Origin of the sequence: Pseudomonas sp. FP1762 (genome assembly GCF_030687105.1) — a bacterium.
Classification (GTDB): Bacteria; Pseudomonadota; Gammaproteobacteria; order Pseudomonadales; family Pseudomonadaceae; genus Aquipseudomonas; species Aquipseudomonas siliginis.
In genome coordinates this window covers 2,327,256-2,342,404 of the sequence record NZ_CP117458.1, presented here as the reverse complement: position 1 = coordinate 2,342,404, position 15,149 = coordinate 2,327,256, and the positions used below count along the sequence as shown (strand labels likewise).

Genomic DNA, 15,149 nt, shown 5'->3' with positions numbered 1-15,149 from the left:
TGTCACTGCGCTGCAACGGGCATTCGACGGCCAGAGCTAATACACTCAGGCACTGACCTGCCGGGACAATCACGATGAAACACGCCGCTGCGAAAAACCCCGAGAAAGCCCCGCGCTTCTGGCGCGACGACGCCCTGCCCTTCATCGAAGCGCGGGCGATCGTGGATGGGCGTGAAGTCTGTTATGCGCGGCATTCCCACGCGCACTTTTCCATCGGCGCAATCACCGCCGGGCGCAGTACCTATGTGCATGAGCAGGCGCAGTATGAAGTGGCAGCAGGCACCGTGGTGCTGATGAATCCCGGCGATGTACACGCCTGCAATCCGATCGATGATCAGCCTTGGTCGTACGTGATGTTGTATGTCGAAACGCCGTGGCTGGCGGATTTGCAACATCAGTTGGGGTTTGCCGGGGAGCTGGAATTTCGGCGGTTTAGCGACACGCATCTGGCTGATGCCGAGCTGTTCGGCAAGTTGATGGGGTTGTATGAGGTTTTGCTCGACGACCAAATGGAGGCACTGGCGAAACACAGCGCGGCGGTAGAGTTTTTCAGTGATTTGCAGGTCCGCCTCAATCCGGCGGATGAGCCCGTCGATGAGCCGAATTTCAAGCTGGAACGCGCCGCTGATTTCATCCGGGGACATTGCACCGAAGTGCTCAGCCTCGAGGCGATTTGCGCGGCGGCGCAGCTGTCGCCGTCATACCTGATTCGCGCGTTCAAGCAGCGCTACGGGATGACGCCCCATGCCTTCCTGGTCAACCAGCGCATCCAGTTCGCCCGCGAGCGCTTGCGCAGCGGCCAGTTGATTGCCGATGTCGCGCTCCAGGCCGGGTTTGCCGATCAGGCGCATTTTCAGCGAGCGTTCAAACAACATCTGGCGGCAACGCCGGGGCAGTATCGCGGCTGACTTTTATCTCCCGTACATGCAAACCCCTGCACTCGTCAGCTCCTACAGCAAATCAGGTGATCAGCAGATAACCCGCACTCACCGCCAGCAACAACGCCATCAACCGATTGAACCAGCGCATCCCGGCGGCATTGCTCAGATAACCGCGCAAAAACGTCCCGGCATACGCCCAGCAGCCCACCGACAGATAGCAGATCACCAGATACACCGCCGCAAACTGCCAGACCAGCCGCGCCTCGCCGTCGGCGACAAACGCGCCCATGCCGGCCACGCATGCCAGCCAGGCCTTGGGGTTGAGCCATTGCATCACCGCGCCATAGAGCATCGACGGCGCACGGCCGGACTCGCTGGTGTTCAGTTGGCCGTCATCGCTGGCCAGTTTCCAGGCCATGAACAACAGAAACGCCACCCCGGCCCATTGCACCACGCGGGTCATGAATGGCCACAATTGCAGCACCTCATGCAGGCCCAGGCCCATCAGCACCAGCAGCAGCACAAACCCCAGCGTCGCCCCGGCCACGTGCCGTTGGCTGGCGCGGAAACCGTACTGCGCGCCGGCGCTCAAGGCGACGATATTGACCGGCCCGGGGGTGATGGATGCGGCGAGGGCAAACGCCGCCATGGAAAGAATCAGACTCATTGCACACCTGCTTTAATCGAGGAACGAGGTGGCTACGGTAGCGAGCGGGGGATTTGCAGTATTGAAGAAAATGACCCTGAGGCTGCGAATCTGATCCGATCGTTCCCACGCTCTGCGTGGGAATGCAGCCCGGGACGCTCTGCGTCCCATTCAGAGCCGAACGCAGAGCGTCCGTAGAGGCATTCCCACGCAGAGCATGGGAACGATCAAAACCTACAGGGGGCACTCAGGCCAGGCGCGGCACGGTGAAGCGGAATTCGCTGCCCTGCCCCGGCTCGCTCTCGGCGACGATCTGGCCGCCATGAGCTTCGACGATGCCTTGAGTGATGTACAAACCCAGGCCAGTGCCGGTCGGGTTGCCTTCCTTTATCGTCCAGTAGCGGTCGAACACATGCGGCAAGTGCTCCTTGGGAATGCCTTCGCCACTGTCACGCACGATAAACACGATCTCGTCGCCCACCGATTTCGCGTGCACGCCGACGGTGCCCATGCGCGGGGTGAATTTGATGGCGTTGCCCACCAGGTTCGACAGCACCTGAAACAGCCGCTCGGGGTCGGCGTGGATGCGCAGGTCAGGATCGGCCTGGAAGGAAATGCTGATGTCCTTGTCATGGGCCAGAGGCGACAGCAACGCTTGGGCCTCTTCAAAGATGTGCCCGACCTCCAGCGCCTGCGGGGTGATCGAGTAACGCCCGGCATCGATTTTCGAGGTATCGAGCAGGTCCTCCAGCAGCGTGTTCATCCGCGCCGTGGCCTGCTGCATGGTGTCGATTGCAGTGGAGATACGCCGCGAAGTGTGCGCGCCTTCCGAGCTGAAGGCTTTCTGCATCATGCCGCAGAGCATCGAAATCACCGTCATCGGGTTGCGCAGGTCGTGGGAAACCACCGCCACCAGATCATCGCGCGCCTGCACAGCCGCCTGCTCGCGACGTACCTGACGGGCCAGATCGTTTTCCAGCGCCGAACGGCGCAGGTCATTGGCGGCGAACCGGTCACCGTGGCTCCACTTGGTGGAGATCCCGGCCATCTCGACCTTCCAGATCTCGAACGAAGTACGCGGACGCAGGCGCATCCCGGCGTCGGAGGTTTCCAGATCCAGCGGCTTGCGCGGGTCGCCGCTCCAGTTGATGTTTTCCTTCACTTCCGGACGGAACCACAGCACACCGTTGTCCACCGGTTTGGGCAGGCTCATGGCGAGCACACCGCTGGCCACAGACTGATACTGCGCCGCCGGCGGGTAAACGCTGGACAGGTGATGGCTGGCGAACACCGGCTCGCCGCGCGCCTGCAACCACTTGTGCAGCGCGCGAATTTCTTCCGGCGCCGGGCAGTTGCCGTAACGGTGCAACTGCTTGTCTTCGATGATCGCGATGCCGCCGGCATTGACCAGCGCCATCAGCGTCGCTGGCTGCTGGGCGAGGCCGTCGAAAACGTTCTGCGGCGAATCGATCATCGCCTGATTCAGCCGCGCCAGCGCTTCGACCTTCTCTTCACGCTGGCGGGTCAGTTCAAGGGTTTCCATGGCACTGATCTGCAACGACAGGACCTGGCCGATGGTCTGGCAAGCCATGCGCAATTCATGCGGCACGTGCAGCGGCTGGCGATTGCCGCAGCTGATCAGGCCCCAGAGCTTGTCGCCCTTGAGCAGGGAAATGCTCATCGACGACAGCACGCCCATGTTCTTCATGTACTGACAGTGAATCGGCGAGACGCTGCGCAGCGTGGCGAAACTGAGGTCCAGCGGCGTCTGCGTGTCCGGGCGCAGCTTCGGCACCAGTGGCACTGGCTGATAATCGGCGTTGGGGATGATCCGCAACCAGTTGGTGCGATACAGCTCGCGCGCCTGCTCGGGAATGTCCGAAGCCGGGAAGAAAAGGCCGTTGAACACTTCCATCGACGGATCGGACGCTTCGGCGATGACCTGACCGTGGCCCTCTTCCTCGAAGCGATAGATCAGCACCCGGTCGTAACCGGTCATCGCCTGGATTTCCTTGACGCTGATGTCGTACAGGGCCTGCAGCGTGGTCGCCGCTTGCAGGCGCTGGAGCATGCGGCCCAGGTGGGTATTGACCCCGGCGACGTTGCGCGGCTGGAAATTCTTCACATGAATTTCCAGCTCGAGAATCAGCACGCCCTGATGGCGGTGCAGCAAACCTTCGAATTCAGTGCCGTTGAGCTCGAATCGTAGCGGCGCCGCCTCGGAAAACGCTGTCTGCTGCAAGGCTTCGAGCACGTGCGCGGTGTGTTCGGCGCCGATCAGGCTGTGCAGCGGCTGGCCGATCAAGGATTCGGGCGCGCGGGCCAGCAGGGCTTCGACGTTGGCGCTGACCTGAATGATCTGCAGCGCAGGCTCGGTCAGGGTGAGCAGCAAACCATGGGGCTGGATCGCGCCAGGAAAGCGGATCGGCTCGTCGGCACAGTTGGCCAGCAGTTCTTCAAAGGCTTGTGGGTCTTGCGGGTTCATGCCAGTACCTCCTGGCGCTCGAGCCACTGCTCGAAACAGCTGAATGTGGTTTGTGCTGCGCTGACCACGGCCGCGCGTTCGCTGGCCGCCATGGGCCGGTTGCTCAGGTATTCGATGAACTCGCGCCAGCGCCGCCCGGTGGCCGCGCCGTAGACATCGAGGAAGGCAGCGCCATTGTCGGCGTCCAGATTCAGCCGCGCGGCGATCTCCCGACGCAGGATCTGCCCGCCGAGAGTGGCGCCTTCGAGCACGTACAAAACACCGAGACTGGCGGCGCTGGAGTCGATCACCGGCAAGTCCTCGCACAGCGGCAAATCATTGGTCGTCGCGCCCAGTGCGCGCAGGTCGGCGTGCAAGGTCTCGGCCTTCAAACGAGGCGTCAGATCGAAATCATCCGGGACAGCGCCACTGGCGAGCAACGCCCGTTCCAGCGGCTGATAAAAACCGTAATAGGCCGCCATCAAGCGCTCGAATGCGGGGGTATTGAGGGTATCGGTAAAAAAAGGAAGGCGTTTTTCCAGTGCGATGTGCAGTTCGGCTGTGCCGGCCCGCAGATCTTGCAGCACCGGTGGCACATAAACCTCACGGGCCTTTGCTTGCATGTAGATCGCTCTTGGTGGGACCCGGCAGGGGCCATTCTGGGTGGGCTCGACGTGGGGGGAATTTATCACGCCACGCAGCTTTTTCTGACTGCCGAAGCGTTTTTTCTGTCGAACTGCGACCCTATGACAGGTTCAGAGTGGCGCCGGATCAGAAAAGTTCGACCGACGCCATTATCCTGCCACTACTGACCACCTCAATCAGCGCCGTCGTTCTGCACCGATGGGTCGCCGTTGGCCGGTACGCTGCTGTCGGCAACGGGTTTCGAAGGATTGTTTTTTTCGGCCCCGGGATAACCGGGCAGACCGCGAGTATCGTCCGGCGTCATGACATCCTCGTTATCTCGACTAACGTCCCAGTCGGTGGTGGCGTTGGGGTCTTCATCGCGCCCGGCCGTGCCGATGGCGAAGCCGTCGTCGTTGGGATTGACGGTTTGATTAAGCGCTTTGTCGTTGCTGGATGGGTTGCTCATGTCTGCCTCCAGAACACGTTGATCGGACTTGTTTGGAAACGCCTTGGCCGCTCAAGTGCAATGGACAAGACCAACGGTGCATTCGCGGGGCACTGGTCGCCTGGCGTGAACCACCGCAACGGCGCACGGTTCTCAAGAGAAACACTTGCTCGAGCACCGTCATGAGCCACCCGCGATTCGGCATTGAGGAAGAGTACTTTCTCACTGACCTGCAGAGCCTGCGCATGGTCGGCAGTCCGCCGCCACAGGCCATCGAGGCTTGCAGGGCGGCGCTGGGTGTGTGGTTTGCCACGGAGATGTTTCAGGGGCAGATCGAAGTGGCTTCGCCGGTGTTCAGCGACTTTGTGCACGCTGGCGATTTTCTCCGTGGCAGCCGTCAGGCCTTGGGTGCAGCCCTTGAACCGTTTGCTCTGGGCGTGCTCAGCGCCGGCAGTCATCCGCTGGCCGACTGGCGCGAGCAGGTTCCGACCGACGAGGAACATTTCCATCATCTGTTCGAGCGCTACGGCCATGTTGCCCGGCGCAGCGTGTTGTCGGGGCTGCATGTGCACGTCGAGGTGATCGAGCCGCTGGATCGCATCGCCGTGATAAACGAAGTCCTGCCGTGGACGCCGCTGCTGTTGGCGCTGAGTTGTTCGTCGCCGATCTGGGATGGCGCCGCCAGCGATTTCATGAGCTATCGGCAGACCGCGTGTGACGAGTGGCCACGCATGGGCATCCCGCCGCTGTTTGCCGATCAGCGCCATTACGACGAACACTTGGCGTTTCTCATGCGTATCGGCGCGATCAGCCAGCCCGGCGAGTGTTGGTGGGGCGTGCGCCCGGCCGCGCGTTTTCCGACCCTGGAACTGCGTATGACTGACGCTTGCCCTCGCGTCGACGATGCGCTGACCCTCGCGGCGTTTTTCCGCGTATTGGTGGCCCATGCCAGTGCGCAGCGGCGGCCAGGATTGCTCTATGACCAGACCGCACGTTCGATGCTGGAGGAAAATCGCTGGCGGGCCAAACATCAGGGGATTCATGCGCGCTTTTTGGTCGAAGGCATCGACGGCGACTGTTCGCTCGCGCAATGGCTGGAACTGGCCGAGCAGCGTTTTGCCGAAACGGCACAGGTATTGGGCGCGGCGCAGTTGTTCGAGCGTGCCCGGGCGATCATCGACAGCGGCACCAGCGCCGATCGGCAACTGGCGCTGTTCAATCTGGCGTCTGAACAACCGCAAAACGGCCGTTCGGCCCTCGGGCAAGTGGCCGAGCTGCTGCTTCAGGAAACCGCTGGCTGATCGCTCTCGGACGGGCCTTTGAGTTCGACCTGATTGCCGTCCGGGTCGAAACAGTAAAGCGACAAGCCGTAACCCTCGGCGCCAAAACGCCTGGCGGCTTGTTCAACGGTCAGCCCGAACGATTGCAGATGGGCGATGAGCGCGGCTTCGTCGAACGGCTCTATGCGCAGACAGAAGTGATCGACGTTGCGCTTGTGCGCATCAGCGGCGCCGCCGCCCTTGCGCCCGAGTTCGCCCGCCAAATCAACGAGATCGATCATCGACGTACCGGCCCGCAGGTGCACCAGCCCCAGCGGCTGGTTATGCCTGACCACTTCGGCGCCAAACACCCTGGCGTAGAAATCGATGCTGCGCTGCAGGTCGGCGACGCGCAGGACGATATGATCGATGTGCTGAATGGAAAAGGGATGCATGAGTTGGCTTCCTCGAAAGCGGCGACCCGCTCATTGTGCTGCACAAGGGAAAAAATTCACTGTCGATTTTTCGGTGGAGCGATCGACAAAGCGGATTTACTCTCTAGCCATGAACATACCAGCCGCTGTCCTGCCGCCCCACGCCGAAATGGTTCGCGCCATGCTCGAGCGCGACACTGCCTATGAAGGCGTTTTCTTCACCGCCGTGAAAACCACCGGGATCTTTTGCCGCCCCAGTTGCACGGCGCGCAAGCCGAAACCGGAAAACGTCGAATTCTTCGCCCACGCCGACGAATGCCTGTGCGCCGGTTACCGCGCCTGCCTGCGCTGCAAACCGCTGGACGCAGCGGCCATCGCCCCGGACTGGGTGCAGCGCCTGCTCAATGCGGTGGACGCCGATCCCGAACGGCGCTGGAGCGATGCGCAATTGCTCGCCGAGGGCATCGAACCGCTGAAACTGCGACGCTGGTTCAAGCAGCACTTCGGTATGACGTTCCACGCCTGGCTGCGCACACGTCGCCTCGGCATGGCCTTGGGCGGGATCAGGCAAGGCACTTCGATCGATCACGCGGCGTTCGACTCCGGCTACGAGTCGCTCAGCGGTTTTCGCGATGCGTTTCAGAAGTCCTTCCACATCACCCCGGGCCGTGCGGCCAACAGTGAGCCGTTGCTGTTCACCCGCCTGACCACGCCGCTGGGGCCGATGATTGCCATGGCTGAGCGGCGTGGGCTGGTGTTATTGGAGTTTCTCGATCGACCGGCGCTGACCCGCGAAGTCGAAGCGCTGCAGAACCGTTATGGCTACGCGATTGCACCGGGGCATAACGCCCACTTGCAGCAGATCGAGGTGCAACTGGCGGATTATTTCGCCGGCAAACTGACTCAGTTCAGCGTGCCGCTGCACCTGCCCGGCAGCGCTTTTGCACGCGAGGTGTGGGCGGCGCTGCTGCAAATCCCCTACGGTCACACCAGCACGTACGGCGCCATCGCGGCAGGCTTGGGCAAACCCGGCGCCAGCCGTGCCGTCGGCCTGGCCAACGGGCACAATCGGCTGTCGATCGTGGTGCCGTGCCACCGAGTGATCGGCGCAGACGGTTCGCTGACCGGTTATGGTGGCGGACAACCGCGCAAGGCGTTCCTGCTCAGGCTGGAAAACGCCGCGCTGCAAATGACTCAACAATTGGCTTTTTGAGCCATGCGATCCAACGCGCAAACAGGGATTTCGATGAGTACGTCCGTATCACCGCAACATGGCTGACACGTATGAGATGGCCAGCGCTTTTCTGGCCGCGATAGACGCTGATTGGCTGCGCCATGTCAGCGCCGTCGGCCCGTGCCTGCATCAACCACATCCAGCGCGCGACCCGTATGAATCGCTAGTACGGGCGATTGCCTATCAGCGACTGCACGCCAAGGCCGGCGATGCGATCCTTGGGCGTTTAGTGGGGTTGTTTCCCGGTCAGGTGTTTCCACGCCCGGAGCAGATTCTCGCGACTGAGGTCGAGCGACTGCGTGCTTGTGGCTTTTCAGCGAGCAAGATTGCGACGATTCAAGGGATCGCCCAGGCGACGCTGGACGGCGTGGTGCCGGATTACCCGACTGCACGGGCGATGGACGATGAAACCCTGATCGAACGCCTGACCAGTTTGCGCGGTGTCGGCCGCTGGACCGTGGAGATGCTGTTGATCTACAGCCTCGAACGCATGGACATCCTGCCGGCGGATGATTTTGGCGTGCGTGAGGGATATCGGCGCTTGAAGGGACTGGAGGTGCAGCCGACGCGCAAACAGATGATCGAGATTGGCCAGGCGTGGAAGCCTTATCGGACGGTGGCGGCCTGGTATCTGTGGCGCGTAGCCAAGGGTTAGACCGCGTTATCGTTCTTCGCGAGCAGGCCCGCTCCCACACTGAATCAGCGTTCGGCGCTCTGTTTCCGCGCTCCCAGGGTGAGGGGAAAATCGAACTGTCGCTGCAAATCCTCAGCCTTGAGAATCTCGAATAACGCCTGCGCCGCCGCCGACAGGTCATTGCCCGGCTCGGTCAACACACCAATCGCCCGCTCCACAGAATCATTCAAGGTCAGGCAATGCGCACCGAGCTCGCACATTTGCCCCGCGCACAATGCCGGCACCGCGCTGACCCCAAGCCCGCTGGCAACCATTCGCCCGACCGTTGCCAATTGATGACTCTCGAACTCCACCGGCAACTTCATTCCGCGCGCCTGCAAATGCTCTTCCAGCATCACCCGCACCGTTGATGGCCGCTGCAGGGTGATGAACGGTTGCTCCAGCAAGGTCTGCCAATCGATGTCGGCGCGACCGGCCAGCGCTGAATCGGCCGGCACCACGGCGACAAAGCGATCGACATACAAAGGCGTGAATGTCATCGACGTGCTCTGCATCGGCGCGAACGCCACACCGAGTTCAACCTGACGATCGCGGACCATTTCCAGCACTTGCTCGTTGATCACGTCGTTGACCGTCACGTTGACGTTCGGATAACGCGCGCGAAAGCTTTTGAGGATCGGCGGCAGCAGATTGCCGGCAAATGACGGCATCGCCGCCAGCGTCACGCGTCCGCGCTGCAGGCTGAAACGCTGGCGCATTTCGTCTTCGGCATTGTCCCAGTCGGCGATCAAGCGGCGCGCCAGCGGCAGCAGGGACTCGCCTTCCGGGGTCAACGCCACGTTACGCGTGTTACGGCTGAACAGACGCCCTCCCAGGCCCTCTTCCAGCGCCTTGATGGTCAGGCTGAGCGCCGATTGCGACAAATGCAGACGCTCGCAGGCCACAGCAAAACTGAGGCTGTGGGCCACGGCGAGAAAGGCCCGGATCTGTTTGATGGTCATGGTCGCTTTGCTCCAGTTGCAAGCTGCAAGCGTCAAGCTGCAAGCCGTGATGCGATGGCCCTGATCGTTCCCACGCTCCTGCGTGGGAACGATCATCGCCGAACGCGTATTGGTGAGATTTATCAATCAATCCACCTTAAAAATCAACTTAACAAATATATTCAGCAGAGAGACACTCCAGTCATTCGGCTAGCCAGCCGCCCGCAAATAATAAAAGAGGTGCCTATGGCAGGTTTCGACAAGCGTGTGTATTCCTACGAGGAAGCGATGGCCGGGCTGGAAGACGGCATGACAGTCATCGCCGGCGGCTTTGGTCTGTGCGGCATTCCGGAAAACCTGATCGCCGAGATCAAGCGCAAGGGCACCCGTGACCTCACCGTGGTTTCCAACAACTGCGGCGTTGATGGTTTCGGCCTTGGCGTGCTGCTCACCGACCGCCAGATCAGCAAAGTCATCGCCTCCTACGTCGGCGAGAACAAACTGTTTGAAGAGCAACTGCTCAAGGGCGAGATCGAAGTCATCCTTACCCCGCAAGGCACCCTCGCCGAGAAGATGCGCGCAGGCGGCGCCGGCATTCCGGCGTTCTTCACCGCCACTGGCGTTGGCACCCCGGTTGCTGAAGGCAAGGAAGTGCGCGAGTTCAAGGGGCGCAAATACCTGATGGAAGAATCCATCACCGGCGATTTCGCCATCGTCAAAGGCTGGAAGGCGGACCATTTCGGTAACGTCGTTTACCGTCACACCGCGCAGAATTTCAACCCGCTGGCCGCTACCGCCGGCAAGATCACCGTGGTCGAAGTCGAAGAAATCGTCGAGCCCGGCGAACTCGACCCGACGCAGATCCACACCCCGGGCATCTACGTCGATCGAGTCATTTGCGGCACGTTCGAAAAACGCATCGAACAGCGCACCATCCGCAAATAATTCAGGCCTACGGAGAACAACAACATGGCACTTACCCGCGAACAAATGGCTCAGCGCGTCGCCCGCGAAATGCAGGACGGCTACTACGTCAACCTCGGCATCGGCATTCCGACCCTGGTCGCCAACTACATCCCCGATGGCATGGAAGTCATGCTGCAATCGGAAAACGGTCTGCTCGGCATGGGTCCGTTCCCGACCGAAGAAACCATCGATGCCGACATGATCAACGCCGGCAAACAAACGGTGACTGCAAGGATCGGCGCGTCGATCTTCAATTCCGCCGAATCCTTCGCGATGATCCGCGGCGGCCATGTCGACCTGACCGTGCTCGGCGCTTTCGAAGTGGATGTGGAAGGCAACATCGCTTCGTGGATGATCCCCGGCAAACTGGTCAAGGGCATGGGCGGCGCGATGGATCTGGTGGCCGGCGCCGACAACATCATTGTCATCATGACCCACGCCTCGAAGGATGGTGAGTCCAAGCTGCTGGCCAAGTGCAGCCTGCCACTGACCGGTGCCGGCTGCATCAAGCGCGTGCTGACCGACCTCGCGTATCTGGAAATCGAAAATGGCGCTTTTGTCCTCAAGGAACGCGCACCTGGCGTCAGTGTTGAGGAAATCGTCGCCAAAACCGCTGGTAAACTGATCGTCCCGGATCACGTACCGGAAATGCAGTTCGCTGCCCAGTGAGGAATTCGCACATGCAAGACGTCGTCATTGTTGCCGCCACGCGTACCGCGATCGGCAGTTTTCAGGGCTCCCTGGCCAATGTATCCGCCGTAGACCTGGGCGCGGCGGTGATCCGCCAGTTGCTCGAGCAGACCGGCCTCGACGGGGCGCAGGTCGATGAAGTGATCATGGGCCAGGTGCTGACCGCTGGCGCCGGGCAGAACCCGGCACGTCAGGCCGCGATCAAGGCTGGCCTGCCCCACGCCGTACCGGCCATGACCCTGAACAAGGTTTGCGGTTCGGGCCTCAAGGCTCTGCACCTGGGCGCGCAAGCGATCCGTTGCGGCGACGCCGAGGTGATCATTGCCGGCGGTCAGGAAAACATGAGCCTGTCCAACTACATCATGCCGGGTGCGCGCACCGGCCTGCGCATGGGCCACGCGCAAATCGTCGACACCATGATCAGCGATGGCCTGTGGGATGCGTTCAACGATTACCACATGGGCATCACTGCCGAGAATCTGGTCGACAAATACCAGATCAGCCGCGAACAGCAGGACGCCTTCGCTGCCGCCTCCCAGCAGAAAGCTGCCGCTGCGATCGAGGCCGGGCGCTTCGTTGATGAAATCACGCCGATCCTGATCCCCCAGCGCAAAGGCGATCCGGTGGCGTTCAAGGTCGACGAGCAGCCACGCGGCGATACCAGCGCAGAATCTCTGGCAAAACTGCGTCCGGCGTTCAAAAAGGACGGCAGCGTCACCGCTGGCAACGCCTCGTCGCTGAACGACGGTGCCGCCGCCGTGATTCTGATGAGTGCCGAGAAAGCCAAAGCGCTGGGCCTGCCGGTTCTGGCCAGGATCGCCGCCTACGCCAACGCTGGCGTCGACCCGGCGATCATGGGCATCGGCCCGGTATCGGCGACCCGCCGCTGCCTGGACAAGGCCGGCTGGAACATCGACCAGCTCGACCTGATCGAAGCCAACGAAGCGTTCGCTGCGCAATCGCTGGCCGTGGCCAAAGACCTGCAATGGGATCTGGACAAGGTCAACGTCAACGGCGGCGCCATCGCCCTCGGCCACCCGATCGGCGCATCAGGTTGCCGCGTGCTGGTGACATTGCTGCACGAAATGCTCAAGCGCGATGCGAAAAAAGGTCTGGCGACCTTGTGCATCGGCGGCGGTCAGGGCGTGGCTTTGGCGCTGGAACGCGGCTGATACGGAGTTCAAGGTTGACGGCGGATCCACGACATCCGCTGTTGGCTGGCAACAAAAAACCCGGTGCGATTTGCGTTGCACCGGGTTTCTTTTTGCCTGTCTACAATCGGTGGTGAATGTTCTGGCCCCTTCGCGGGCAGGCTCGCCCCACATTCTGCAACGCATTTCCCTGTGGGAGCGAGCCTGCTCGCGAAAGCGCTTGATCAGGCGCCAACCACTCAAGGCTTGCGCAACAGATAGGTATCCATGATCCAGCCATGCTCCGCTCGCGCCGCCTTGCGCACCCGTTCGATCTCATCGGCCACTTCCGCCAGCCGGCCGCTGAGCAGTATCTCGTCCGGCGTGCCCAGGTAAGCGCCCCAGAAAATCTCGGTCTGCCGATCTGCCACTTGCTGATAGGAATCTTCGGCATCGAGCATCACCACCAGACTGTCCGCTTCACTCACCTGCCCCGCCGCCAATCGCCGGCCTGTGGTGATTTCTACTGAGCGACCAATCGTGTTCAAAGGTATTCTGTGCTGCGCAGCCAGGGCCTGAACGCTGGTGATCCCCGGTATCACTTCGTATTCAAACTGACAGCGGCCTGATGCCTGAATCGCCTGAAGAATCCGCAGTGTGCTGTCGTACAACGCCGGATCGCCCCAGATCAGGAATCCGCCGCACTGGCCGTCGGACAATTCTTCATTGATCAGCCGTTCGAAGGTCTGCTGCTTGGCGATGTTCAGTGCATCGACGCTCGCTGTGTAGTCGACATCGCCGCGCTCGCGCTCCGGACTGCTGGCTTCGACAAAGCGATGTGCGTGGTCGGTGATGTAGCGCTCGCAGATCTCGCGGCGCAGATCGATCAGCGTCTGCTTGCTCTGGCCTTTATCCAGCAAAAAGAACACATCGACCCGATTCAGCGCTTTCACCGCCTGCATCGTGATGTAGTCCGGATTGCCGGCGCCAATGCCGATGACCAGCAGCTGTTTCATCAGAATTCCTCTTCAAGGGCTATGCCCGGCAAGCGTAGCCGCCAGATGCCATTGAAGCGCAAGTCGATCATCGCCAGTGGCTCGACGTCGATCGCATTGAACGCTGCGCCCTGCAGCACCTGCATCAGCGCCGCGCGCATGACGAACGGATGCGTGACTGCCACTACATGTCCTGGGGTTTCGGCGATGGAGTCCAGCCACATTGAGACCCGCTGCGTCAGTTGCCTGACCGATTCGCCGCCGTGGGGTGCGGCTTCAGGATCGGCCAGCCAGGCTTGCACAGCCTGGTTTTCATTGGCTTGCAGATCCTTGACCGATTGCCCGTGCCAGCGTCCCCAATCGCAATCGCGCAGGGCTTGATCAATCTGCGCATCGACGCCAAACCATGCTGCCGTTTGCCGGGTACGCAGCTCAGGCGCGCAAATCAGTCGCCGTGGCGGGGCGAATCGCGCCCTCCACGCGTCAGAAGCTAAATGCAACTCTTCAACAGGCTCGTCCGTAGGAAAACGCGCCAGTTTCTGTGCGACGGTTCGCGCATGGCAAATCAGTGTCAAACGGCTACTTGGCACAAGCATGTACTCGCTCGAAATATATAAAAATAACGGTCACTAAGAGATTTGCGGCCCATTGTGCCGTAAAACCGTGCTCCTCAGCGTAGCCCGGCCTCTGGCCGCGCGCGCGCCACGGGCAATGTCTGACACTAGCGAAGGCAAAGGACTACAAAACGATGCAACTTCCGCGTAAGCCTTGCTACACGGGCACTCTGCACACTTTTGGTGCTCGAAAAACCTGTACAAAAATTCGCTAGACATGTAGCACCCATTACATAAATACTCTTTTAACGGAATGTGAAACAAATTCGACACCCCATCCAGCAGGAGCCCGGATGCCCCCTCTCAGAGACCTGATCACCGATCCCGGCCTGGACCTGACGCCGTCGGAACGCAAAGTCGTTCGCGCCCTGCTTGATCAGTATCCACGCAACGGTCTCGGGCCTATGGCGCGACTGGCCGAACATGCCGGTGTCAGCGATCCGACCATCGTGCGTCTGGTGAAAAAGCTCGGTTTCGGCGGTTATGCCGAATTCCAGGAAGCCCTGCTCAGCGACATGGACCATCGCCTGCGTTCACCGCGCACGCTGTTGCAGCCGCGCTCGCAGCAGAACAAGGACGATGCCTGGGCGCATTACCTGGCCGACAGCCAGCGTTTACTGGTCGACACCCAAGCCCTGACCCAGCCTGAAGACGTACGCATCCTCTTGGAATGGCTGCTCGACAGCCGCCATCAGGTCTACTGTTTCGGAGGCCGCTTCAGCATTCTGCTCGCCAACTACCTGCTCAACCACTTGCGCCTGCTGCGTCCCGGCTGTTTCGCCCTGGAAGATAACGCCCTGCTGCCCGACCGTTTGTACGATCTGCAACGTCAGGACGTGGTGCTGGTGTTCGACTACCGGCGCTACCAGACCCAGGCTTTGCGCGTTGCGCAGGCGGCGAAAAACAACAACGCGCGAGTGGTGTTGTTCACCGATGTCTACGCCTCGCCGCTGCGCGAATTGGCCGACCTGATCATCAGCGCGCCGGTGGAATCGGCGTCGCCGTTCGACACCATGGTGCCGGCGCTGGCGCAGGTCGAGGCGTTGATTGCCTGCCTGACCTTGCGCGTGCCAGACCCGGCCGATCGCCTGGAAGGCATCGATGCCCTGCGCAACGACTTTGCGACTCACCTGCTGGAGGAAAAATAAGG

At 61.2% G+C, this 15,149-nt stretch carries 16 protein-coding genes; 8 read left to right on the top strand and 8 right to left on the bottom strand.

Translation table 11 applies throughout. The annotated features are described in order from the left end of the window. Window positions 1-74 precede the first annotated feature (74 nt). Complete coding sequence (locus PSH90_RS10325) at window positions 75-908, top strand: AraC family transcriptional regulator (protein WP_305382661.1); 834 nt, start codon at window positions 75-77, stop codon at window positions 906-908. A gap of 52 nt (window positions 909-960) precedes the next feature. Here PSH90_RS10325 and PSH90_RS10320 read toward each other — a convergent pair whose 3' ends face one another. The 4 genes from PSH90_RS10320 to PSH90_RS10305 all read right to left on the bottom strand — a co-directional run bounded on the left by PSH90_RS10320 (window position 961) and on the right by PSH90_RS10305 (window position 5,084). After that, window positions 961-1,548: a LysE family translocator gene (locus PSH90_RS10320; protein ID WP_305382660.1), complete on the bottom strand. Its 588-nt coding sequence runs from the start codon at window positions 1,546-1,548 to the stop codon at window positions 961-963. 226 nt (window positions 1,549-1,774) lie between these two features. Further along, entirely contained in the window at window positions 1,775-4,012 is a 2,238-nt protein-coding gene (locus PSH90_RS10315) for an ATP-binding protein (RefSeq protein WP_305382659.1), read from the bottom strand. Beyond that, on the bottom strand, window positions 4,009-4,614 hold the full coding sequence (locus tag PSH90_RS10310) for a biliverdin-producing heme oxygenase (protein WP_305382658.1): 606 nt from the start codon (window positions 4,612-4,614) through the stop codon (window positions 4,009-4,011). Before PSH90_RS10310 ends, PSH90_RS10315 begins: the two co-directional genes overlap by 4 nt. Before the next feature lie 194 nt (window positions 4,615-4,808). Continuing rightward, window positions 4,809-5,084 carry a hypothetical protein gene (locus PSH90_RS10305; protein WP_122746962.1) on the bottom strand — a complete coding sequence of 92 codons (276 nt, stop codon included), beginning with the start codon at window positions 5,082-5,084 and terminating at the stop codon, window positions 4,809-4,811. A 161-nt stretch (window positions 5,085-5,245) separates the two neighbouring features. Here PSH90_RS10305 and PSH90_RS10300 point away from each other — a divergent pair, with 161 nt between their 5' ends. Next, complete coding sequence (locus PSH90_RS10300; RefSeq protein ID WP_305382657.1) at window positions 5,246-6,364, top strand: carboxylate-amine ligase; 1,119 nt, start codon at window positions 5,246-5,248, stop codon at window positions 6,362-6,364. Here the strand turns inward: PSH90_RS10300 and PSH90_RS10295 are convergent. Next, window positions 6,346-6,777 carry a VOC family protein gene (locus PSH90_RS10295; RefSeq protein WP_252869197.1) on the bottom strand — a complete coding sequence of 144 codons (432 nt, stop codon included), beginning with the start codon at window positions 6,775-6,777 and terminating at the stop codon, window positions 6,346-6,348. The two genes, PSH90_RS10300 and PSH90_RS10295, sit on opposite strands and share 19 nt — an antisense overlap. Before the next feature lie 109 nt (window positions 6,778-6,886). Here PSH90_RS10295 and PSH90_RS10290 point away from each other — a divergent pair, with 109 nt between their 5' ends. Further along, window positions 6,887-7,969, top strand: a complete 1,083-nt coding sequence (locus PSH90_RS10290; protein ID WP_073475332.1) for a bifunctional transcriptional activator/DNA repair enzyme AdaA — start codon at window positions 6,887-6,889, stop codon at window positions 7,967-7,969. Window positions 7,970-8,027: 58 nt separating this feature from the next. Continuing rightward, complete coding sequence (locus PSH90_RS10285) at window positions 8,028-8,645, top strand: DNA-3-methyladenine glycosylase (RefSeq protein WP_305382655.1); 618 nt, start codon at window positions 8,028-8,030, stop codon at window positions 8,643-8,645. A gap of 44 nt (window positions 8,646-8,689) precedes the next feature. Here PSH90_RS10285 and PSH90_RS10280 read toward each other — a convergent pair whose 3' ends face one another. Next, on the bottom strand, window positions 8,690-9,625 hold the full coding sequence (locus PSH90_RS10280) for a LysR family transcriptional regulator (protein WP_252869194.1): 936 nt from the start codon (window positions 9,623-9,625) through the stop codon (window positions 8,690-8,692). Between the two features lie 225 nt (window positions 9,626-9,850). On the opposite strand from PSH90_RS10280, the gene PSH90_RS10275 reads away from it, so the two are divergent. The 3 genes from PSH90_RS10275 to PSH90_RS10265 are packed head-to-tail and all read left to right on the top strand — an operon-like array spanning window position 9,851 to window position 12,432. Further along, window positions 9,851-10,549 carry a CoA transferase subunit A gene (locus PSH90_RS10275; protein WP_016774135.1) on the top strand — a complete coding sequence of 233 codons (699 nt, stop codon included), beginning with the start codon at window positions 9,851-9,853 and terminating at the stop codon, window positions 10,547-10,549. A gap of 24 nt (window positions 10,550-10,573) precedes the next feature. Further along, window positions 10,574-11,239 carry a CoA transferase subunit B gene (locus PSH90_RS10270; RefSeq protein ID WP_150742753.1) on the top strand — a complete coding sequence of 222 codons (666 nt, stop codon included), beginning with the start codon at window positions 10,574-10,576 and terminating at the stop codon, window positions 11,237-11,239. Window positions 11,240-11,250: 11 nt separating this feature from the next. After that, entirely contained in the window at window positions 11,251-12,432 is a 1,182-nt protein-coding gene (locus PSH90_RS10265) for an acetyl-CoA C-acetyltransferase (protein WP_130889022.1), read from the top strand. Window positions 12,433-12,650: 218 nt separating this feature from the next. On the opposite strand, the gene cobF is transcribed toward PSH90_RS10265, so the two are convergent. Next, complete coding sequence (gene cobF, locus PSH90_RS10260; protein WP_305382653.1) at window positions 12,651-13,406, bottom strand: precorrin-6A synthase (deacetylating); 756 nt, start codon at window positions 13,404-13,406, stop codon at window positions 12,651-12,653. Further along, window positions 13,406-13,981, bottom strand: a complete 576-nt coding sequence (locus PSH90_RS10255) for a histidine phosphatase family protein (RefSeq protein ID WP_370695123.1) — start codon at window positions 13,979-13,981, stop codon at window positions 13,406-13,408. The genes cobF and PSH90_RS10255 overlap by 1 nt, the downstream gene beginning before the upstream one ends. Window positions 13,982-14,292: 311 nt before the next feature. On the opposite strand from PSH90_RS10255, the gene PSH90_RS10250 reads away from it, so the two are divergent. Beyond that, entirely contained in the window at window positions 14,293-15,147 is an 855-nt protein-coding gene (locus PSH90_RS10250; RefSeq protein WP_305382652.1) for a MurR/RpiR family transcriptional regulator, read from the top strand. Window positions 15,148-15,149: the final 2 nt, after the last annotated feature.